The sequence below is a fragment of the Microbacterium azadirachtae genome, from assembly GCF_025583665.1.
GTDB lineage: Bacteria > Actinomycetota > Actinomycetes > Actinomycetales > Microbacteriaceae > Microbacterium > Microbacterium azadirachtae.
In genome coordinates, this window is record NZ_CP099706.1 from 720,383 (window position 1) to 740,096 (window position 19,714).

The 19,714-nt window shown below is 72.2% G+C and carries 20 protein-coding genes; 11 read left to right on the plus strand and 9 right to left on the minus strand.

Annotation, left to right across the window (positions count from 1 at the left end; genetic code table 11):
- Positions 1-31: 31 nt before the first annotated feature.
- Positions 32-550, minus strand: a complete 519-nt coding sequence (locus NFX31_RS03425) for a GNAT family N-acetyltransferase (protein WP_091478375.1) — start codon at positions 548-550, stop codon at positions 32-34.
- A gap of 151 nt (positions 551-701) precedes the next feature.
- Positions 702-2,498 (minus strand): aspartate--tRNA ligase, encoded by a 1,797-nt coding sequence (aspS, locus tag NFX31_RS03430; RefSeq protein ID WP_262956789.1) that lies wholly within the window; start codon positions 2,496-2,498, stop codon positions 702-704.
- 137 nt (positions 2,499-2,635) lie between these two features.
- Between aspS and NFX31_RS03435 the strand changes: the two genes are divergently transcribed.
- Positions 2,636-3,031 (plus strand): DUF5684 domain-containing protein, encoded by a 396-nt coding sequence (locus tag NFX31_RS03435; RefSeq protein WP_045250164.1) that lies wholly within the window; start codon positions 2,636-2,638, stop codon positions 3,029-3,031.
- 19 nt (positions 3,032-3,050) lie between these two features.
- The gene (locus NFX31_RS03440; protein WP_045250163.1) at positions 3,051-3,674 is read left to right on the plus strand and encodes a histidine phosphatase family protein; all 624 of its coding nucleotides are present in this window, start codon (positions 3,051-3,053) and stop codon (positions 3,672-3,674) included.
- Positions 3,675-3,687: 13 nt separating this feature from the next.
- Here the strand turns inward: NFX31_RS03440 and NFX31_RS03445 are convergent, their stop codons facing one another.
- From NFX31_RS03445 to NFX31_RS03455, 3 genes are read right to left on the minus strand one after another with little or no spacing between them, the layout of a single operon-like run.
- Positions 3,688-4,968, minus strand: a complete 1,281-nt coding sequence (locus NFX31_RS03445; RefSeq protein ID WP_262956790.1) for a kynureninase — start codon at positions 4,966-4,968, stop codon at positions 3,688-3,690.
- A complete protein-coding gene (locus tag NFX31_RS03450; protein ID WP_262956791.1) occupies positions 4,968-5,837 on the minus strand; it encodes an amidohydrolase family protein in 870 nt (289 codons plus the stop codon). Before NFX31_RS03450 ends, NFX31_RS03445 begins: the two co-directional genes overlap by 1 nt.
- 4 nt (positions 5,838-5,841) lie before the next feature.
- Entirely contained in the window at positions 5,842-6,633 is a 792-nt protein-coding gene (locus NFX31_RS03455) for a tryptophan 2,3-dioxygenase (protein WP_082072244.1), read from the minus strand.
- Positions 6,634-6,909: 276 nt separating this feature from the next.
- Between NFX31_RS03455 and NFX31_RS03460 the strand changes: the two genes are divergently transcribed.
- A complete protein-coding gene (locus NFX31_RS03460; protein WP_262956792.1) occupies positions 6,910-7,815 on the plus strand; it encodes an EamA family transporter in 906 nt (301 codons plus the stop codon).
- A gap of 140 nt (positions 7,816-7,955) precedes the next feature.
- On the opposite strand, the gene NFX31_RS03465 is transcribed toward NFX31_RS03460, so the two are convergent.
- Positions 7,956-8,702, minus strand: coding sequence for a GntR family transcriptional regulator (locus NFX31_RS03465; protein WP_262956793.1), 747 nt, complete (start codon positions 8,700-8,702; stop codon positions 7,956-7,958).
- Positions 8,703-8,875: 173 nt separating this feature from the next.
- On the opposite strand from NFX31_RS03465, the gene NFX31_RS03470 reads away from it, so the two are divergent.
- The 7 genes from NFX31_RS03470 (at position 8,876) to NFX31_RS03500 (ending at position 16,590) form a co-directional block, all read left to right on the plus strand.
- The gene (locus NFX31_RS03470) at positions 8,876-9,802 is read left to right on the plus strand and encodes a phosphate/phosphite/phosphonate ABC transporter substrate-binding protein (RefSeq protein ID WP_262956794.1); all 927 of its coding nucleotides are present in this window, start codon (positions 8,876-8,878) and stop codon (positions 9,800-9,802) included.
- A gap of 82 nt (positions 9,803-9,884) precedes the next feature.
- Entirely contained in the window at positions 9,885-10,727 is an 843-nt protein-coding gene (phnC, locus tag NFX31_RS03475; protein WP_045250157.1) for a phosphonate ABC transporter ATP-binding protein, read from the plus strand.
- Positions 10,724-12,478, plus strand: a complete 1,755-nt coding sequence (gene phnE, locus NFX31_RS03480; protein ID WP_262956795.1) for a phosphonate ABC transporter, permease protein PhnE — start codon at positions 10,724-10,726, stop codon at positions 12,476-12,478. The genes phnC and phnE overlap by 4 nt, the downstream gene beginning before the upstream one ends.
- Positions 12,475-13,734, plus strand: a complete 1,260-nt coding sequence (locus tag NFX31_RS03485; RefSeq protein ID WP_082072240.1) for a TIGR03364 family FAD-dependent oxidoreductase — start codon at positions 12,475-12,477, stop codon at positions 13,732-13,734. Before phnE ends, NFX31_RS03485 begins: the two co-directional genes overlap by 4 nt.
- Entirely contained in the window at positions 13,731-14,453 is a 723-nt protein-coding gene (locus NFX31_RS03490) for a phosphonatase-like hydrolase (RefSeq protein WP_045250155.1), read from the plus strand. Before NFX31_RS03485 ends, NFX31_RS03490 begins: the two co-directional genes overlap by 4 nt.
- A gap of 1 nt (position 14,454) precedes the next feature.
- The gene (locus tag NFX31_RS03495; RefSeq protein ID WP_262956796.1) at positions 14,455-15,609 is read left to right on the plus strand and encodes an alcohol dehydrogenase catalytic domain-containing protein; all 1,155 of its coding nucleotides are present in this window, start codon (positions 14,455-14,457) and stop codon (positions 15,607-15,609) included.
- 48 nt (positions 15,610-15,657) lie between these two features.
- Positions 15,658-16,590, plus strand: a complete 933-nt coding sequence (locus NFX31_RS03500; protein WP_045250153.1) for an EamA family transporter — start codon at positions 15,658-15,660, stop codon at positions 16,588-16,590.
- Positions 16,591-16,616: 26 nt separating this feature from the next.
- On the opposite strand, the gene NFX31_RS03505 is transcribed toward NFX31_RS03500, so the two are convergent.
- Together NFX31_RS03505 and NFX31_RS03510 are read right to left on the minus strand one after the other, a co-directional pair.
- A complete protein-coding gene (locus NFX31_RS03505; RefSeq protein ID WP_262956797.1) occupies positions 16,617-17,357 on the minus strand; it encodes a YidC/Oxa1 family membrane protein insertase in 741 nt (246 codons plus the stop codon).
- Between the two features lie 60 nt (positions 17,358-17,417).
- Positions 17,418-17,690, minus strand: coding sequence for a DUF6412 domain-containing protein (locus tag NFX31_RS03510; RefSeq protein ID WP_262956798.1), 273 nt, complete (start codon positions 17,688-17,690; stop codon positions 17,418-17,420).
- Between the two features lie 70 nt (positions 17,691-17,760).
- Between NFX31_RS03510 and NFX31_RS03515 the strand changes: the two genes are divergently transcribed.
- The gene (locus NFX31_RS03515) at positions 17,761-18,804 is read left to right on the plus strand and encodes an NAD(P)H-dependent flavin oxidoreductase (RefSeq protein ID WP_262956799.1); all 1,044 of its coding nucleotides are present in this window, start codon (positions 17,761-17,763) and stop codon (positions 18,802-18,804) included.
- Positions 18,805-18,836: 32 nt separating this feature from the next.
- On the opposite strand, the gene purU is transcribed toward NFX31_RS03515, so the two are convergent.
- Positions 18,837-19,688 carry a formyltetrahydrofolate deformylase gene (purU, locus tag NFX31_RS03520; RefSeq protein ID WP_045250151.1) on the minus strand — a complete coding sequence of 284 codons (852 nt, stop codon included), beginning with the start codon at positions 19,686-19,688 and terminating at the stop codon, positions 18,837-18,839.
- Between the last annotated feature and the right edge of the window lie 26 nt (positions 19,689-19,714).

Sequence of the window (19,714 nt, forward strand, 5' to 3'; positions counted from 1 at the left end):
CGAGGCGCGCCGCGCCGCGACGAGGAGTCGGTCAGCGCCCGGCAGGCGCCTGGTATTTGAAGCCGCGGTGGGAGCCGGCGAAGCCGAGGCGCTCGTAGAACCGGTGCGCATCGATGCGCTTCGCGTCGGACGTGAGCTGCACGAGCGGGCTGCCGAGCTCCGCGGTGGCGACATCCATGACCCAGCGCATCAGCGCGGATCCGACGCCGCTCGAGCGCAGCTCCGAGCTCACGCGCACGGCCTCGACGAGCAGGCGGGTGGATCCCTGGCGGGACATCCCGGGGATGCGGGTCAGCTGGAACGTGGCGACGACGGCGCCGTCGTGCTCGGCCACGAGCAGGTCGTTGGAGTCGTCGGCGAGCACCGATTGCAGTCCCGCGGCGTAGGCGGGCAGGTCGTCGTCCGATGCGGTGTCGCCGCGCGCGGCGCTGATCGCGTCATCGGCGAGCAGCGCCACGATTGCGGCGGTGTCCTCCCCGTGCGCGCGGCGCAGCGTCACCGCGCCGATCCGGGTGTCGAGCGGGACCGGGAGCGTCAGTGCGGCGAGCATGATCCGATCCTTTCACGCGAGGAAGACCCGCCCCTCCGGACAGTGAGCGAGCGGCGGCGCGGCCGGAGCGAGACGAGACGCGGTATCGCTGAGGGACCGCGTCTCGTCTCGGGCGGCTTCGCCGTCCTCGCTCGACGACCCCGGGGGTCGGTCAGGCCTCGACGGGCTCGAGGGCGTCGTCCTCCGCGACCGCGTCGACGCCGGCCTCCTTGCGCTGCTCCGCGGTGATCGGGGCGGGCGCTGCGGTGAGCGGGTCGAAGCCGTTGCCGGTCTTCGGGAACGCGATGACCTCGCGGATCGAGTCCGTCTTGGACAGGTGCTGCAGCACGCGGTCCATGCCGAGCGCGATGCCGCCGTGCGGCGGGGCGCCGAACTTGAACGCGTCCAGCAGGAAGCCGAACTGCTCCTGCGCGACCTCGTCGGAGAGGCCCATGACCTCGAAGACGCGCTTCTGGATGTCCTCGCGGTGGATGCGGATCGAGCCGCCGCCGAGCTCGGAGCCGTTGCAGACGATGTCGTACGCGTAGGCGAGAGCGGATCCGGGGTCGGTGTCGAACGTCGCCTCGAACTCGGGCTTCGGACCCGTGAACGCGTGGTGCACGGCCGTCCAGGCGCCGGCGCCCACGGCGACGTCGCCCGACGCCACCGCATCGGCGGCCGGCTCGAACATCGGCGCGTCGACGACCCAGGTGAACGCGAAGACGTCGGGGTCGAGCAGGCCCAGGCGGCGTCCGATCTCGACGCGGGCGGCGCCGAGCAGAGCGCGCGACTCCTTCGCGGAGCCGGCCGCGAAGAAGGCGCAGTCGCCCGGCTTCGCGCCCACGAGCTCGGCGAGGCCCGCCTGCTCGGTCTCGGAGAGGTTCTTGGCGACGGGGCCGCCGAGCGTGCCGTCCTCGTTGAAGAGGACGTAGGCGAGGCCGCGGGCGCCGCGCTGCTTGGCCCAGTCCTGCCAGGCGTCCAGCACCTTGCGGGGCTGCGCGGCGCCGCCGGGCATCACGACCGCGCCGACGTAGTCGGCCTGGAACACGCGGAAGGTCGTCTCGGAGAAGTACGAGGTCGCCTCGACCAGCTCGAGACCGAAGCGCAGGTCGGGCTTGTCGGAGCCGTACTTCGCCATCGCCTCGGCGTAGGTGATCCGCGGCAGCGGGGTCTGCACCTCGACGCCGATCGTCGCCCACATCGCCCGGACGACGGCCTCCATCATCTCGATGACGTCCTCCTGGTCGACGAAGGCCATCTCGATGTCCAGCTGGGTGAACTCGGGCTGACGGTCGGCGCGGAAGTCCTCGTCGCGGTAGCAGCGCGCGATCTGGAAGTACTTCTCGACGCCGCCCACCATGAGCAGCTGCTTGAACAGCTGCGGGCTCTGCGGCAGGGCGTACCAGCTGCCGGGGTGCAGGCGCGCGGGCACGACGAAGTCGCGCGCGCCCTCCGGCGTGGAGCGGGTGAGGGTCGGCGTCTCCACCTCGGTGAAGCCGCGCTCGTGCAGCACGTCGCGCGCCGCCTTGTAGACCTTCGAGCGCAGCTGCAGCGGGGCGATGGCGGCCGGGCGGCGCAGGTCGAGGTAGCGGTGCTTGAACCGCACGTCCTCGCCCACGGCGTCGGTCTCGGCGAGGCCCGAGGACACCTGGAACGGCAGGGGGGCCGACTCGTTCAGCACGACCACGTCCTGCGCCACGATCTCGATCTCGCCGGACGGCAGGTTGGGGTTCTCGTTCCCGGCCGGGCGGCGGGAGACCTCGCCGGTCACCCGGAGCACGAATTCGCTGCGCAGCGGGTGCGCGATCTCCTCGTCACGGATGACCACCTGGGCGATCCCGGAGGCGTCCCGCAGATCGATGAAGGCGACTCCTCCGTGATCACGACGGCGATCGACCCACCCCGCAAGGGTGACGGTCTGACCGATGTGCTCGGCTCGCAGTGAGCCTGCCGTGTGGGTGCGAAGCACGGAATACGCCTCCAACTAGGGAAAAGGGATCCCCGTCATTCTACGGGGACGGGCCGGATGCCTCGTGGGGAGCGGATGCGCATCACTAGACTCGCGGCAGCACCACCCATCGTCCGACCCCCTGGAAGGCGCTACACATGCACATCCTCCCCACCGACGACCCGACCGACGCCGCGGGCAACATCTACGCCTCGCTGTTCTCCGGCACCACGAGCGTCTTCGCGCTGATCTTCTACGTGATCGTCGTGATCGCGCTCTGGAAGGTCTTCACCAAGGCCGGCTACGCCGGCTGGCTCGCACTGATCCCGATCGTCAACCTGATCTTCCTGATCAAGATCGCCGGCCTGAGCGGCTGGTTCGTGCTGCTGTACCTGATCCCGATCGTGAACATCGTGATGTCGATCATCGTGGCGATCAAGCTGGGCAAGAACTTCGGCAAGGGCGGCGTCTTCTCGTTCTTCCTGCTCTGGCTGTTCTCGTTCATCGGGTACTTCATCATCGGGTTCGGCTCGGCCCAGTACCGCCGCGCCTGAGCGGACGCCTTCTGAGCTGATGCCCGCGGATCGCCTGCACCTCGTCCGGCACGGAGAGGTCTTCAACCCTGCGCACGTGCTGTACGGGCGGCTGCCCGGGTACCACCTCAGCGACGAGGGTCGGCGGATGGCACAGGCCGCCGCCGACCACGTCGCCTCCCTCCAGCGGCCGGTGTCGACGCTGCGCTGCTCCCCGCTGGAGCGCACCCAGGAGTCGGCCGCGCCGTTCGCGGACCTCTTCGGGATCGCCCCGGTGCTCGACGAGCGCATCATCGAGCCCTGGAACGTGTTCGAGGGCACGCAGATGCGCCGGGCGCTGATGAACCCGTGGAACTGGCGGCACCTGCGCCGCCCCGCGCTGCCGAGCTGGGGCGAGCCCTACGCGTCGATCGCCGCGCGCATGCGCGACGCGATGGACGAGGCCTGGCACGACGCCGACGGCGGAGACGTGGTGTTCGTCTCGCATCAGGCGCCGATCTGGATCACCCACCTGTCCGTCGCGGGGCTGCCGCTGCGGCACGATCCGCGTACCCGACGCTGCGCGCTGAGCAGCGTCACGTCATTCGAGCGCCTCGGCGACGTGTGGCGCGAGGTCGCCTACGCCGAGCCCGCGCCGGTCGGCATCGACCTCGGCGCGGTCTAGACGCGCGTGCCGCTCAGCGGCCCCCGAGGGCGAGCGCGTCCCGCACGGCGACCACGCCGCGCAGCGTCTCCTCGTGCGAGGTGCTGAGCGGGGACAGGCCGAGGCGGATCCCGTCCGGGAACCGGAAGTCGGGGATGACGCCCTCGCCCCAGAGGCGCTGGGTCACCGCCTGGAAGTCGGGGTGGCCGATCGTGATGTGACCGCCGCGCAGCGCGCTGTCGCGCGGGCTCAGCAGCCGCACGCCGAGCGGGGCGAGCAGCTCGTCCGCGGCGCGCACAGCGAAGTCGGTGAGGGAGACCGACTTGGCACGCACCGCCGCCATGCCCGCCTCGGCGATCAGGTCGAGCATCGCCTGCATCGCGAGCATGCTCGTCACCGGCGGGGTGCCGCTCAGCAGCTGCCGGATGCCGGGCGTCGGCGCGTACTGCGGCCCCATCGCGAAGATGTCGGCGGCGCTCCACCAGCCCTGGATCGGCTGGCGGATCTGCGCCTGCAGATCCCGGCGCACGTAGGCGAACGCGGGGGATCCCGGCCCGCCGTTCAGATACTTGTAGGTGCAGCCGACGGCGAGGTCCGCGCCCCAGGCGTCGAGCTGCATGGGCACGGACCCGGCCGAATGGCACAGGTCCCAGAGCACCAGCGCGCCGGCGTCGTGCACCTGCGCCGTGATGGCGGCCATGTCGGCCAGCGCCCCGGAGCGGTAGTCGACGTGGCTGAGCACCACCAGCGCGGTGCGCGCGGACAGCACCGGCGCCAGGTCGTCGACCGTCACGCCGCGCACGGGATCCGGCTGCACCCAGACGAGATCCATGCCCAGCTCCGCGGCGATCCCGGCGGCGATGAAGCGGTCGGTGGGGAAGTTGCCCTCCTCGATCACGATCTCGGTGCGCGCGCCGTCCGGGCCCGCCGGCACGCCGGCCGCGGCCGCTCCGGCGCGGATGAGCTTGTACAGCAGCACGCTCGTCGAGTCGGCCACGATCGTCTGCCCCGGGGCGCCGCCGAGCGTCACCTCGGCGATGCGGTCGCCCAGACGCTCGGGGAGGTCCATCCACTGCTCGTCCCAGGAGCGGATGAGGCGGGTGCCCCAGTCCTCCCGCACGAAGGCGGCGAGCCGCTCGGGCACCACGGCGAGCGGACGGCCCAGCGAGTTGCCGTCGAGGTAGGCCTGCACGCCCGGCGCCTCCAGGAACGCGTCGAGGTGCGCGTGCAGCGGGTCGGCGGCGTCGAGGGCGCGCGCCTCGGAGAGCAGCGCTGCGGCGGTGTCCGTGGGGGAGGGGACGGCGTGGTCGCTCATCAGGTGCCTTCCGGGTCGGCGGATTCGAGGTGGACGGGTTCGATGTCGAAGGGATCGGCGTCGCGCGCGGGCATGAGGAAGCGCCGGCCGGTCGTGGCGGCCACGGGGACGAGGGCGCGGATCAGCGCCGCGCCGCGGATCCCGGCCTCGCGCAGCGCGTCGAGCTCGAGCGGGTTCAGATCGACCGGGGTGTCGCCGTTGCCCATGTCGGTGCCGTACCGGACGGTGCCGCCGTGGGCGTGGAAGCGGCGCACGTTGTCGAGCGCGATCTCGCGCGCGTCTCCGTCGTGGATGCCGAGGGTCGAGATCCAGGCGATCCGGCCGGCCTGACGGGCCACCTCGTCGTCGCTCAGCCGCTCCGTGAAAGGGGCGTGCGCGAGCGCCCGCACGCCGAGCCGTGGCATGCGCTGCGCTTCGCCCGGCCCCTCCGCGTGCGCGACGACCGGCAGCCCGAGCTCGTCGGCGGCGCGGACGATCCCGGCGAGGAGCTCGTCCCTGAACACCGGTCCCGCGGTGCTGTTGCTGGCGACCTTGATGACCGAGGCGCCCGCCGCCTTCATCTCCGCGACGGCGGCGGCGGCATCGGCGACGGTCGCCACCTCGCGCACGGATCCGCGCGGCGCCCACGCCCGGTCGGAGGGGTATCCGCCCGGCGGGGTCAGGAACGCGCCCGCATACGAGATCGAGATGCCGCCGGGGTCGTGGCCGAAGCGTGCGGAGACCGCGCCGGCGATGCGGGCGATCTCGACGGGGTCCGAGCCGAGGTCGAGGCCGCGGCCGAGGCGCGTCTCCTCGAGGTGCGTGGTGTCCACGAGCTGCAGATGCACATGATGATCGGTGAATCCGCCGATGTACAGGGCCTCCGCCATGCGGTCACCGCCCGATCTCGGTGCGCACGGCGTACAGCTCGGGGAAGAACGTGAGATCCAGCGCGCGCTGCAGGAAGTCGACGCCGCTGGATCCGCCGGTGCCGATCTTGCGGCCGATGGTGCGCGTCACGGTGCGCAGGTGCCGGAAGCGCCAGAACTGGAAGTTGTCCTCGACGTCCACGAGCTCCTCGCACGCCTCGTAGAGGTCCCAGTGCTCGTGCGGGTTCTCGTAGACCTGGGTGAGCACCGGCACCAGAGAGTCGTGCATCCGGTACGGCTCGCGCACATCGCGCTCCAGGATCTCGGCCGGGATCGGCAGCCCGCGCCGCGCGGCGAAGCGGAGGAACTCGTCGTACAGCGTGGGGCGCTCCCACTCGGCGGTGAGCATCGCGAGGTTCCCGGGGTGGTCGCGGAAGACGCCCAGCATCCGCTCGTTCTTGTTGCCGAGCGCGAACTCCACGGCGCGGTACTGCACCGACTGGAACCCGGACGAGTTTCCGAGGTCGCCGCGGAACTCCGCGTACTCGGTGGGCGTGAGGGTCGCGAGCACCGACCACTGCTGGGTGAGCACCTCCTGGATGTGCTTCACCCGGGCCATGTGCTTGAGCGCGGAGCGCAGGTCGTCCTCGGCGAGGCGGTCGCGCGCGGTGCCGAGCTCATGCAGCACGAGCTTGAGCCACAGCTCCGTCGTCTGGTGCTGGATGATGAACAGCATCTCGTCGTGATGCTGCGGCACGCTCACCGGATGCTGCGCGCTGAGCAGGCGATCCAGGTCGAGGTAGGAGCCGTAGGTCATCCGATCCTTGAGATCGGTGACGATGCCCTCCTCGAGCGCGCGTTCGTTGTCCGCCACCGGCGACCTCCTCGTCGTGAACGACTCCAGTATTCCATCGGTGACTGTGGAGGATCCTGAGCCGGGTTAGGGTGAGGGGGACAGCGCCTAGGGTTCCGGGGTCCGCCCGCCTGGTCCGAGCGGCGCCACGTCGGCCCTCCGTGGGGCGGGCGTCATCTGAACGGACAAAAGCCTGGAGGAACCACGTCCGTCGCGCCCGCGGCGGATGGAGGGTTCCCCATGTCGCTTCTCGCCTTCGTCCTCGTCTTCTCCGCCGCCGTCGCGCACGCCGGCTGGAACGTGCTCGCGCACGGCGTCAGCCGCGCCGGCTATCCGTTCCTGTGGTGGGGCGCCGTCTCCAGCACGATCGTCTGGATCGGCGCCGTGCCCGTCACGGGCGGCGTCGGGACGACCGATCTGGGCGCCTTCCTGCTCGGCGTGCTCGTGTCGAGCGTGCTGCACGTCGCCTACATGGTCGTGCTCCAGCACGGCTACCGGGTCGGCAACCTCTCGACCGTGTACGCGACCGCGCGCGGCACCGGGCCGTTCCTGTCGGTGATCATCGCGATGCTGCTGTTCGGCGAGCGGCCCACCCCTCTCGCCCTGGTGGGCGTGGGCGTCGTGATCGCGGGAATCGTCGCGATCGGGTTCGTCGACCGTGCCGGATCCGCGACGGCGAGGGCCTCGGAGATCGAGGGAAGGGGCGCCGGGGCGGTACGGCCCAGGATCGACCCGGGACTCCTGTTCGGGCTGCTCACCGGCGTCGCGATCGCGGGCTACACGGTGTGGGATGCGTTCGTCGTGCGCTCGCTGTCGCTGAACCCGCTCGCGTTCATGGTGGGGACGACGCTCGTGCAGATCCCGTTCTACTCGTTCGCGGTGCGCGGGCGCTGGAGGGCGGTGGCGGCGCTCGGCCGGATCCAGTGGCGGCGGATCCTCGCCTTCGGCATCCTCTCGCCGCTGTCGTACATCCTGGTGCTGCACGCCGTGCAGCTCGCCCCGGTCGCGCTCGTCGCACCGCTGCGCGAGGTGAGCGTGGTGCTGGTCAGCCTGTTCGGCGCCTTCGTGCTGCACGAGGGGAAGCCCGCGTGGCGGGTGGGCGCGTCGGCGGTGGTCGTCGCCGGGATCGCCCTGCTCGCGGTGTGAGAGCCGGCTCCTCCGGACGCACTCCGCCCCCCGGGGAGGAACGCCCGGAGAGCCACCGGTCGTGCGACACATCGTACACTCAATCAAGCCGGTCGGCTTAGTTGGCGGACGTGCGGCCCGACACCCGCCCCGCGCGGGCTTCAGCCGCCGACCGCGCGCAGGTACTGGCCGTCGGGGGAGATCCCGGATCCGGAGACCGTGAAGCGCACGATGCTGGAGAGGTAGCGGTCCTCGCTGGCCTCGAAGATCCGGCCCCCGGCATCGCGGGAGGTACGGCTGAGGCGCAGGATCGGGGTGCCCGGGGGCACCTGCAGCAGCGCGGCGTCCTGCTCGTCGGCCGCGACCGCGTCGATCTCGTGCTGCAGACCGACGATCGGATGCCCCTGCGAGGCCAGGAACTCGGTGATCGAGATCGCGTCCGTGTCGACCGACAGCAGCAGGCGGCCGACCTCCTCCGTGTAGAACAGCCGCTCGAGCATGGTCGGGCGGTCGTCGAGGAAGCGCAGCCGGGTGACGCTCACGATCGTGTCGTCCGGATCCACGCCGAGCGCCTGCGCCTTCTCGACGCCCGCACGGCGCAGGCTCAGCTCCTGCGTGCGCGCCCCCGGGCGCGCGCCCAGCTCGCGCGCCCACCGCGTGAAGGGCACGGACACGTCCACGGCCTGCGTGGCCTTGCGCTCCACGACGCGGGCCGGGCGTCCGCGCGCCGTCTCGATGAGACCCTCCGCACGCAGCGCCGCGAGCGCGTTGCGGATCGGGCCGCGCGAGGTGCTCCAGCGTTCGGCGAGCTCGGCCTCGGTGGGCACGGCGTCGCCCGGGCGCAGCCGGCCGGAGGCGATCCTGGCGCGCAGGTCGTCGGCGATCTGGGTGTAGACAACCTCGGGCACATAGGCATACTACTTCGTCGCACGGTCTGGAGGCTGCCCTGTTCCTGCCGTGTTCATTCAGGAGAATCGCCGGTGAACAGTCGGGGAACAGTGCCGAGTTAGGTATACATCTCGTCGCCGAGCTTGAGAGAGTCTTCGAGGATTCCCTCCGCACCAGAACCCGAAAGGTCCTCATGAAGCTTCGCGCTCTCACCGTCGCGGCCGGCGCCGCCGTGCTCGCCCTCGGTCTCGCTGCGTGTTCCGGCACCGCCGGCGCCGCCACCGGCACCGACACGCCCGCCGCCGCGAACGGCGGCTACGCCGTCGACGCGAACACCCTCGTCTTCGGCGTCGTGCCCGACTCGGTCGACACGCAGACGAACTACCAGCCGCTCATGGACTACATCGCCAAGCAGACCGGCAAGAAGGTCGAGTACCACGAGTCGACCGACTACGCCGCGCTCATCGAGGCCGCCGTCGCAGGCAAGGTCGACGTCGCGTCGTTCTCCGGCTTCACCTACATCACCGCCACCAACGCCGGCGCCAAGCTGACCCCGATCTCGTCGATCGTGACCAAGCAGGGGCAGGAGCCGGGCTACTACTCCGAGGCGATCGTGCCGAAGGGCTCCTCGATCAGCTCGATCAAGGACTTCAAGGGCAAGAAGGTCTGCTTCGTGGACCCTTCCTCGACCTCGGGCTACCTCTTCCCGAGCTACAACCTGCTCAAGGACGGCATCGACCCCAAGACGGGCGTCACCCCCGACTTCGCGGGCAAGCACGACGTGAGCGTGCAGAAGGTCGGCGAGGGCACCGAGTGCGAGGCGGGCTTCGCCGAGGACTCCGAGGTCGCCAAGAGCGACAAGGTCACCGTCGTCGACAAGACGATGGTTCCCGGCGCGCCGCTGGTCTACAACTCGGCGCTGCCGAAGGAGACCGCCGACAAGGTGGTCTCCGCCCTCAAGGAGATCACGATCGACGACATCGTGAAGGCGGGCATCAAGGGCGCCGACAGCGACGCGTTCAAGGCGACCTTCTACGCCACCAAGCCGGTCGACGACAAGTACTACGACATCATCCGCGACATCTGCGAGAAGACGAAGGCCGAGCAGTGCAAGAAGTGATCTGAGGATCACCTCCGCAGGGTCGTCGGCACCGTCCGGCGGCCCTGCGGCCACCCCGTCTCACACCCAGGAGCACACCACCATGAGCACCCCCGCCTCGTCAGAGCCGGTCATCCGTCTCGCCGGCGTGACCAAGCAGTTCGGCGCCACCACCGCCCTGAAGGGCGCCGACCTCGAGGTCGCACGCGGCGAGATCGTCGTGCTGCTCGGCCTCTCCGGATCCGGCAAGTCGACGCTGCTGCGGCATCTCGACGGCCTGGAGACGCCGACCTCGGGTGCCGTCGAGGTGCTCGGCGCCTCGGTGCCGTCCCTGAAGGGCAGAGCCCTGCGCGCGCTGCGCAGCCGGGTGGGCTTCATCTTCCAGCAGTTCGAGCTCGTGCCCTCGCTGACCGTGCTGGAGAACGTGCTGACAGGATCCCTGTCCTCCGTGCGCGGTCCGCGTCTCGGGCTCTGGGGCTACGGGAGGGACGCGAAGCTGCGCGCCCTCGGACACCTCGAGCGGGTGGGCCTGCTCGAGCGCGCCTACCAGCGCAGCGACACGCTCTCGGGAGGGCAGCAGCAGCGCGTCGCGATCGCCCGTGCGCTCATGCAGCGTCCCGAGATCCTGCTCGCCGACGAGCCGGTCGCCTCGCTCGACCCGGAGTCCAGCGACCAGGTGATGGCGCTCATCCGCGAGATCGCCGCCGACCAGGGCCTCACGGTCGTGTGCAGCCTGCACCAGGTCGACCTCGCGATCAGCTGGGCCGACCGGATCGTGGGCCTGCGGCACGGCGAGGTCGTGCTGAACACCCCGACGACCGGCCTCAGCAAGGCGGAGGTCATGGAGATCTACGGCCGGGTCGCCACGACCACGGCCGACCTGACCGCCGTCGCGAACGAGCTCATCGAGCAGGGCGTCGCGACCCCCGCCGAGGCGCGCGCATGACGTCGGTCGCCGCCCCGCGCCGCCACGGGTACACCGGCGGTCTGCTGTCGCGCGCCCCGCGCCCGCGCGTCTCCCCGGAGCGCATCGCCGCGTCGCTCACGCTCATCGCCCTCGTCGGGCTCGGCATCGTCTCGCTCGCGCAGAGCGGCTTCTCGCTCGCGGGCGTGTTCCAGAGCTGGGGCAACGCGCAGCGGTTCATGACCCGCGTCGGGGCGCTGAGCTTCCCGGCTCCTCTCGACCTGCTCTGGCTGATCGCGCTCACCGTCGGGCTCGTGCTGGTCGGCACGCTGGTCGCCGCGGCGCTCTCGGTGCCGATCGCCTACCTCGCGGCCGCGAACACCACGCCCGGCCCGGTCTGGCGCGGCATCGCCCGCTTCCTCGGCGTGCTCACCCGCTCGATCCCCGACGTCGTGCTGGCGATGGCGTTCGTGCTGGTCTTCTCGCTGGGCACGCTGCCCGGCATCCTCGCGATCGGGATCCACTCGATCGGCATGATCTCGAAGATGTTCGCGGACGCGATCGAGCAGATCGACGAGGGTCCGCGCCTCGCGATCCGCGCCGCCGGCGGCACCAAGCTGCAGCAGTTCACAGCGGGCGTGCTGCCCCAGGTGCTGCCGAGCTGGGTCGCCACCGTGCTGCACCGCAACGACATCAACCTGCGCGGCAGTGTCGTGCTCGGCTACGTGGGCGTCGCCGGCCTGGGCCTGGAGATGTCGTACGCCTTCAAGGCGCTGAACTACGGACGAGGACTGGGGATCGCCCTCGTGATCTTCGTGCTCTGCGTCGTGATGGAGATCGTCTCCAGCGCCGTGCGCGGCGCGATGCTGGGCGAGACGGCGCAGACGCGCTCGTGGATCGACCGGATCCTGCATCCGCGGCTGCGCGGCACCGCCGCGGCGCCCTCGTCGACCGCGGCCGAGACGACCGGTCGCCCCGCTGCGCCCGGCTGGGCGGCATCGCCCGCGACCGCCCTGCGCCGACCGTGGACGCCGGAGCGCCGTCGCAACACGATCGCCGGATGGGTCGCCGCGGCGATCGTCGTCGGGAGCGTGCTCGTGTGCCAGATCCAGTGGGGCGACCTCCTCACGGTGTGGGCGAAGATCCCGGAGACCGCGGCGAAGTTCTGGCCGCCGAGCTTCGGCGCCTACGACGCGGCGGTCATGCTCGGCGCGATGCGCGACACGGTGGCCATCGCGCTCGCCGCCACGGTGCTCACCCTGCTGCCGTCGCTGCTGCTCGGATCCTTCGCAGCGCGCAACGTCGCGCCGAACGGCACCGTGCGCGGCATCGCCCGGTTCCTCCTCGTCGGGATCCGCGGCATCCCCGAGCTCATCCTCGCGATCGTGCTCATCGTCGTCACGGGCCTCGGCCCGACCGCCGGCATCGTCGCGCTCGCCGTGGGCGGCATCGGACTGCTCGGCAAGCTCATCGCCGACTCGTTCGAGGAGGTCGACCGCGGACCGGAGCGCGCGCTGCGCGCGGTCGGCGCGACGCGCCTGCAGACCTACGCCGCGGCCACCGTGCCGCAGGGCACGCGCGCCCTCATCGGGCACAGCTTCTACATGCTCGACACCAACATCCGCGCCGCGACGATCCTCGGCATCGTGGGCGGCGGCGGGGTCGGCTACTACCTGCTGAACGCGGGCCAGGGCTCCCGGTATCCGGTCGTCACCGCGATCGTGCTGATGATCCTCGCCACGGTGCTCGTGGTGGAGGCACTGGCGATGTGGATGCGGAGGGTCTTCCGATGAGCGCCTTCGGTTCCGGGGAGAGCCCCGTGCGCGACCGTTTCGACGTCGCGGTCGTCGGATCCGGCATCGTCGGCCTCGGCGCCGCGTACGCAGCCGTGCGGCGCGGCCTGCGCGTCGTGGTCGTGGACCGCACCGACCGCCCGGTGGGCGCCTCGATCCGCAACTTCGGGCACCTCTGCATCGGCGCCCAGGAAGGGCCGGCGCGCACCTACGGCGAGGCGTCGCGGGCGATCTGGCTGGACCTGGCCGCCGACGCCGGCTTCTGGGCGCGAGAGAGCGGCACGCTGGTGGTCGCCCGCGCCGACGACGAGCTCGCCCTGCTCGACGAGGCGGCGCAGGCCCAGGCCGGTGAGGGGATCCGGCTGCTCACCGCCGCCGAGATCGTCGCGCTCGCCCCTGTGCGGCCGGACGTCGCGCGGGGCGGCGCGCAGGTGCTCGGGGATCTGCAGGTGAACCCGCGTGAGGCCGCCGGCGCGATCGTGCGCCACCTCGCGCGCCTCGGCGTGGAGTTCCGCTTCCGCACCGCCGTGACCGCCGTGGGGACCGGCATCGTGCGGACCACCCGGGGCGACATCGCCGCCGCCGACGTGGTCGTCGCCGTCAACCACGACCTGGACCAGCTGCTGCCCGATCTCGCCGAGCGCGCAGGCGTCATCCGCTGCGCTCTGGACATGATGCGCGTCTCGGCCGACCTGCCGCGGCCGCTCCCCGCCCCTCTGCTCACGGGCTGGTCCCTCGTGCGCTATCGCCGGTTCGCGGAGCTCCGATCGGCGACGCCGCTGCGTGAGCGCCTGCACGCGGAGCGCCCGGAGCTCGCCGCGCTCGACCTGAACCAGATGTACACCCAGCTCCCCGACGGCACGCTGCTGCTCGGCGACTCGCATCACAAGGCCGTCCAGCCGGGGCCGTTCCAGCCGGAGGCCGCCTTCGACGCCTTCCTCGCCGAGGCGGAGGCCCTGTTCGACGTGCGGTCGGTCCGGGTGCTCGAACGCTGGCAGGGCGTGTACGCCGCGGCCGGCTCGGAGTTCCTCGTCGAGGAGGTCGCGCCGCGCGTGCTCGCGCTCGCCGCGACCACGGGCATCGGCATGACCACCGGGCTCGGCCTCGCCGAGCTCGAGACGTCTCGCGTCTTCGACTGGGACGCGGCGGGATCCGCGTCGGCAGCCGGATCCGCAGACGCACACACGCCCGCCATCGTCGGCGGCATCGGAACGTCCGCCACCGTCGGCGGCATCGCACAGGAGGAGAACGCATGAGCCCGCACACCCCCATCGAACTGGTCGTGCTCGACATGGCGGGGACCACCGTGCTCGACGACGGCATCGTGGAGCAGGCGTTCCAGCGCGCTGCCGAGCGCACCGGCGTCGCCGCACGGATCGGCTGGGGCGACGCCCTGCAGTACGTGCGCGACACGATGGGGCAGTCCAAGATCGACGTGTTCACCCATCTCGCGGGCGGAGACGTCGCCGCCGCGGAGCGGGCCACCGCCCAGTTCGAGACCGCCTACGCCGAGATCGTCGCGGAGCAGGGCGCGACGGAGATCCCGGGCGCCGCAGACGCCATCCGCGCGCTGCGGGGCGCCGGGCTGAAGGTGTGGTTGACCACCGGCTTCGCCCCCGTCACGCGCGACGCGCTGCTCGACGCGCTGGACTGGCGCGATCTCGTGGACGGCGTGCTGTCCCCGATCGACGCCGGTCGGGGCCGCCCCGCGCCCGACCTGGTGCTGACCGCCCTGCTGCGCGCGGGCGCCTCGTCGGTGCAGGCGGTGGCCGTCGCCGGCGACACCGTCAGTGACGTCGAGTCCGGCCGGAGGGCCGGAGCCGGCTTCGTGGCCGGAGTGCTCAGCGGTGCGCATGACGCCGCGGCGCTCGAGGCGGCGGAGCCCGACGCGGTGCTGCCCGATGTGACCGCCCTCGCTGCGGCGCTCTCCGAGCGCGGGCTGCTCCCGGCCCTCGCGCCGATCGCGGCGGGCTGACGTGCGCGCGGCGCTGGCCCGCCCCGCCGAAGGAGTGCACCGGCACGACGTGCCGCTGCGACCGGCCGCCGTCGCCATGGCCTGGCTCGGCGTCGGGATGCCGCACGAGGCGCTCGCCGTGCCCGGCGTGGCCCTCGGCCCGCACGATGTGCTGATCGCGGTCGAGATGTCGACGATCTGCGGATCCGACATCCACACCGTGCAGGGGCGCCGCCACGCGCCCGCGCCGCTCGTGCTCGGGCACGAGAGCGTCGGCCGGATCATCGCGATCGGCGACGAGGGGGCGCGATCCGTCGAGGGTGCGGAACTGCACATCGGCGACCGCGTGGTGTGGTCGGTCACCGTGTCGTGCGGGCACTGCGACCGCTGCGTGGCGGGGCTCACGCAGAAGTGCCGGACGCTCGCGAAGTACGGGCACGCGCGCATCGAGCCGCGCTGGGAGCTCACCGGCGGCTTCGCCGGGCACGTGCACCTGCGGGAGGGCACGGCGATCGTCCGCGTCCCCGAGGCTCTGCCCGCGGCCGCGCTCGCGCCGGTCTCGTGCGCGACCGCGACCGCCTGGGCCGGCATCGCCCGGGGCGCCGCCCTGCGCGGACGGAGCCGTCCGGATCCGTCTCCCACGGCCTCTGAGGCCGCCGTGCTCGCGTGCGAGCGCGTGCTCGTGCTCGGCGCCGGACTGGTCGGGCTCACCGCCGCGGTGATCGCCGCCGAGCTGGGCGCACAGGTGCGGATCGCGGATCCGGATCCGGCCCGGCGCGCGTTCGCCGAGCGGTTCGGACTCACCGCGCTGGAGCCGGAGGACGTCGCCGAGGAGGGGTTCGACCTCGTCGTCGAGGCCTCGGGTCACGCGGTCGGCGCCGCACTCGACGCCGTCGACGTGGGCGGGGCGGTGGTGCTGCTGGGGAGCGTGTTCCCCGCGGATCCGGTGCCGCTGGACGCCGAGCGCATCGTGCGCGGACTCGTCTCGGTCGCCGGGGTGCACAACTACACGGGGTCCGAGCTGCAGGCCGCCGCGGCGTTCATGGGCGGACGCGGCCGGGCCTATCCGTTCGCCGACGCGGTGGGCGCCGTGCATCCGCTGGCGGCGGTGGACGCCGCGCTCGTGGAGGCGGCGGCGCCGGGCGCCCCGCTGCGGGTCGGCCTCACCCCGCGCTGAGGACGTCGCACGGCGCGCCGGACCCGGCTCCCGTGCCAGGCTTGAGGGGTGAATTCTCAGGAACCGCGGCAGCAGCCCGCGCTCGGCGTGCTGCTGGTCGTCGGATCCTGCCTCTCGCTGCCGTTCGGCGCGGCGGTCGCGACGACGATCTTCCCGGCCCTCGGCTCGTGGGGCGTCACCGCGCTGCGCGTGCTCATCGCCGCGATCGTCGTGCTGGTGATCGCCCGCCCCCGGCTCAACCGCTGGAATCGCGCGCAGTGGACGGCCGCGGTGCTGTTCGGCATCTCGCTGGCCGCCATGAACGGCAGCTTCTACGCCGCGATCGACCGGATCCCGATCGGCCCGGCCGTCGCGATCGAGTTCCTCGGACCGCTCGTGCTGGCCGCGGTGCTCACGCGTCGCCTGGCCGATGCGGTCTGGGTCGGCGTCGCCCTGGTCGGCATGGCCCTGCTCGGGGTCGACGGGCTGCTCGGGGCGGCGGCCCTCGACCCGCTGGGGGTGCTGTTCGCCCTCATCGCGGCGGCGTTCTGGGTGATGTACATCCGGATGAGCACTCGCGTCGGCGCGCTCACCACCGGCACGGAGGGGCTCGCCGTGGCGCTCGCGGTCGCCGCGGTGCTGCTGCTGCCGTTCGGGGTGCCCGCCGCGATCACGGCGGTGGCGGATCCGCATCTGCTCGGGCTCGCCGCGCTCACGGCGCTGCTCTCCTCGGTCATCCCGTACATCCTCGAGCTCGCCGCTCTGCGTCGGCTGCCGCAGCGGATCTTCGGGATCCTGCTCAGCCTGGAGCCGGTCTTCGCGACGCTCGCGGGTCTGCTCGTGCTGGGGCAGCAGGCGTCGCCGCTGCGCCTCGCCGCGGTGGCCCTGGTCGTGATCGCCAGCATCGGGGTCACCGCGGGCGCCCGCCGTCGCCGCGGCTCGGGCCCTGACGAGGAGCCGCCCTCTCCGCTCACCGGATCCATCCCCGTCGTCCCCGACTGAGTCTCGGCCCGCGAGGCGGATCGGTCTCACGCTGCGGCGTCGAGCGGATGCCGGCGCCGCAGCAGCAGCCTCTGGCCGAGCGTCCACGCTCCGCTCACGGTGAGGTAGAGCGCCGCCGCGAGCGGTACGAAAAGGGCGACCACCGCGGTCAGATGGTGCAGCGCGCCGGTGAGCAGCCGCATGCCGGGCGAGACCGGCGAGCCGTCCTGCACGGGTTGCAGCAGACGCCGCGACAGCTCCGCGACCACGACGAGCGTCGCCAGCAGCGCGCCGTAGACGAGGAAGGCGGTGGCGGGCCCTCCGCCGGTGACGAGCAGCTGCGCGAGGCTCGTCCCGAGGGGTGCGCCGAACAGGTCGTGCTCCAGCATCGGGTTGGCTCTTCCGGCGATCTCGGAGCGGACGAAGATCGCGTAGAGCAGGCCGAGCACGGGCGCCTGCGCGAGCGTCGGCAGCATGCCCGCGAACGGCGAGACATGTTCCGCACGGTAGAGGTCGAGCGTCTCGCGCTGCAGCCGCTCGGGATCCTTTCCGTGCCGGCGGCGCAGCTCGCGCAGCCGGGGCGTCAGCCGCGCCCTCGCCTGCTCGGATCGCGCCTGCGAGACACCGGCCGGTATCAGCACAGCGCGCACGAGAAGCGTCACGAGCACGACCGCGAGAGCGCCCGCCGTCGTGCCGACCGCGGGGGAGAGCAGATCCGTCAGGCCGGCCAGGGCCACGGATGCCGCGTTCAAGAGCGCGGCGAGGGGAGGGAAGGTGAAGGGGTCCACAAGTAGTCCGTTCGTCGTCGGGAAGGGGTCGTCGAAGACCGCGCAGCCCGAGGGGAGGGACTACGCGGCGACGGCCGCTCCCGGCGCCCGGGGACGCGGGTGACCGGCGGCATCCGGATGACTCTGCGACGGCAGGGCGGAACGACTGATCGCACGAAGCGGATCCGGGACGCTGCGGCCACGAGGCCTGGCCGGCGCCAGGGCCAGTGCGACGGTGAGGGCGACAACGGCGACGAGGGCGATCGCGAGCCCGAGCGCACCGGCGTCCGGCGGGGACACCATGCCGAGGGCGGCGAGGAGCAGACTCAGTACGACGCCGATCCGGTGCTTCATCCGCCCTCCTCTCCTTCGGGAGGTTACCACCGGCCTTCTGCGAGGCGGGTCGCGGCGTAGCCTCGGAGGCATGAGCGCCCTCACCGATATCTTCGGCATCCGCACCCCTGTGATCCTCGGTCCGTTCGGCGGGCTGAGCTCGATCCCCCTCACGGCGGCGGTGAGCGACGCCGGCGGTCTCGGGTCGTACGGGTTGTACGGCTACGACGGCGACCGCATCCGCACCACGATCGCCGGGATCCGTGCGGCGACCGACGCGCCCTTCGCGGTGAACATCTGGCTGCCCACGGGCGACGAAGTCGTTCCCGGGCCCGAGCACGACGGGTACGCGGCGGCGCTCGCCCCGTTCTTCGCCGAGGTCGGCCTCGAGCCGCCTGCCCGCCCGGAGCGCTACCTGCCCCCGGTCGAGGAGCAGATCGACGCGATCCTCGAGGCGGCTCCCGCGGTGCTCAGCGTGGTGTTCGGGGTGCCGTCGACCGCGCTCGTGGCCGACGCGCAGCGCCGCGGCATCCGTGTCGTCGGCACGGCCACGACCGTGGCGGAGGCTCGCGCGCTCGCGGACGGCGGCGTCGACGCGATCGTCGCGACGGGGCTCGAGGCGGGCGGGCACCGCGTGTCGTTCCTCGGGAGCTCCGAGCAGTCGCTGATCGGACTGTTCGCCCTGCTGCCTCAGGTCGTCGACGCGGTCGATGTGCCGGTGATCGCGGCAGGCGGGATCGCCGACCGCCGCGGAGCGGCCGCGGCGTTCGCGCTCGGCGCGCAGGGCGTGCAGGTCGGCACTGCGTTCCTCGCGACGGCCGAGTCGGCCGCGAACGCCGGGCACCGCGCCGCGATCGGCGCGACACCGCCGGAGCAGACGGTGCTCACCCGGGCGATGAGCGGCCGGCTCGCCCGCGGCGCGCGCAACCGGGCCATCACCGAGATCGAGGCCGCGGGGACGATCGCGCCCTTCCCGGCGCAGAACTGGATCACCGGACGCTTCCGCACCGCGGCCGGCGAGCAGGAGAAGACCGACCTGCAGTCGCTGTGGATGGGACAGGCGGCGCCGCTCGCGCGTGCTGCGACCGCGGCCGAGGCGTTCGCCGAGCTCGCCGCGGGGATCCCCGCGGTCTGACGCCGGTCAGGAGCGAGGGGGAATGCTCCGGGTCAGAGGATGACGGTCGAGCGGCCGTGCACGATGACGCGGTCGTCGGCGTGCCACTGCACCGCGCGCGCGAGCACGAGCCGCTCCACGTCGGCGCCGCGCGCCTGCAGCTCGGCGGCCGAGTCGGCGTGGGTCACGCGGGTGACGTCCTGCTCGATGATCGGGCCCTCGTCGAGGTCGGCCGTGGCGTAGTGCGCGGTGGCTCCGATGAGCTTCACACCGCGTTCCTTGGCCCTGGCGTACGGGTTGGCGCCGATGAACGCCGGCAGGAACGAGTGGTGGATGTTGATCACCGGGGCGCCGAGGCTCTCGATGAAGTCGTCCGTGAGGATCTGCATGTAGCGCGCGAGCACGACCAGATCCACGTTGCCCTGCAGCAGCTCGAGCTGGCGGCGCTCCATCTCCGCCTTGTCCCCGGAGGGGATGTGCACGAACGGCACGCCGAACGACCGCACCGACTCGGCGAGATCCGGATGGTTGGAGACGACCATCGTGACGTCGATGTCGAGCTGTCCGCGCTGGGTGCGCCAGAGCAGCTCCATGAGGCAGTGGTCGTACTTCGACACGAAGATCGCGACCCGCTTGCGCTTGGACGCGTCGTGCAGCGACCACTCCATGCCGAAGCGCTCCGCGACCGCGGCGAGGTCGGCCTCGAGCGCCGGGCGGGCGGCGGCGAGCCCCTCGCGGTGGATCACCGTGCGCTGGAAGAAGCGGCCGCCCTCCGCGTCGGTGGAGTGCTGGTCGAGGGAGATGATGTTCACCTCGTGCGCGGCGAGCACTCCTGCGACGGCGGCCACGATGCCGGGCTGGTCGGCGCACGTGATCAGCAGTCGTGCGGTGTCGGGCTGCGCCATGGCGTCGTCTCCTTGCAAGCGGGGTG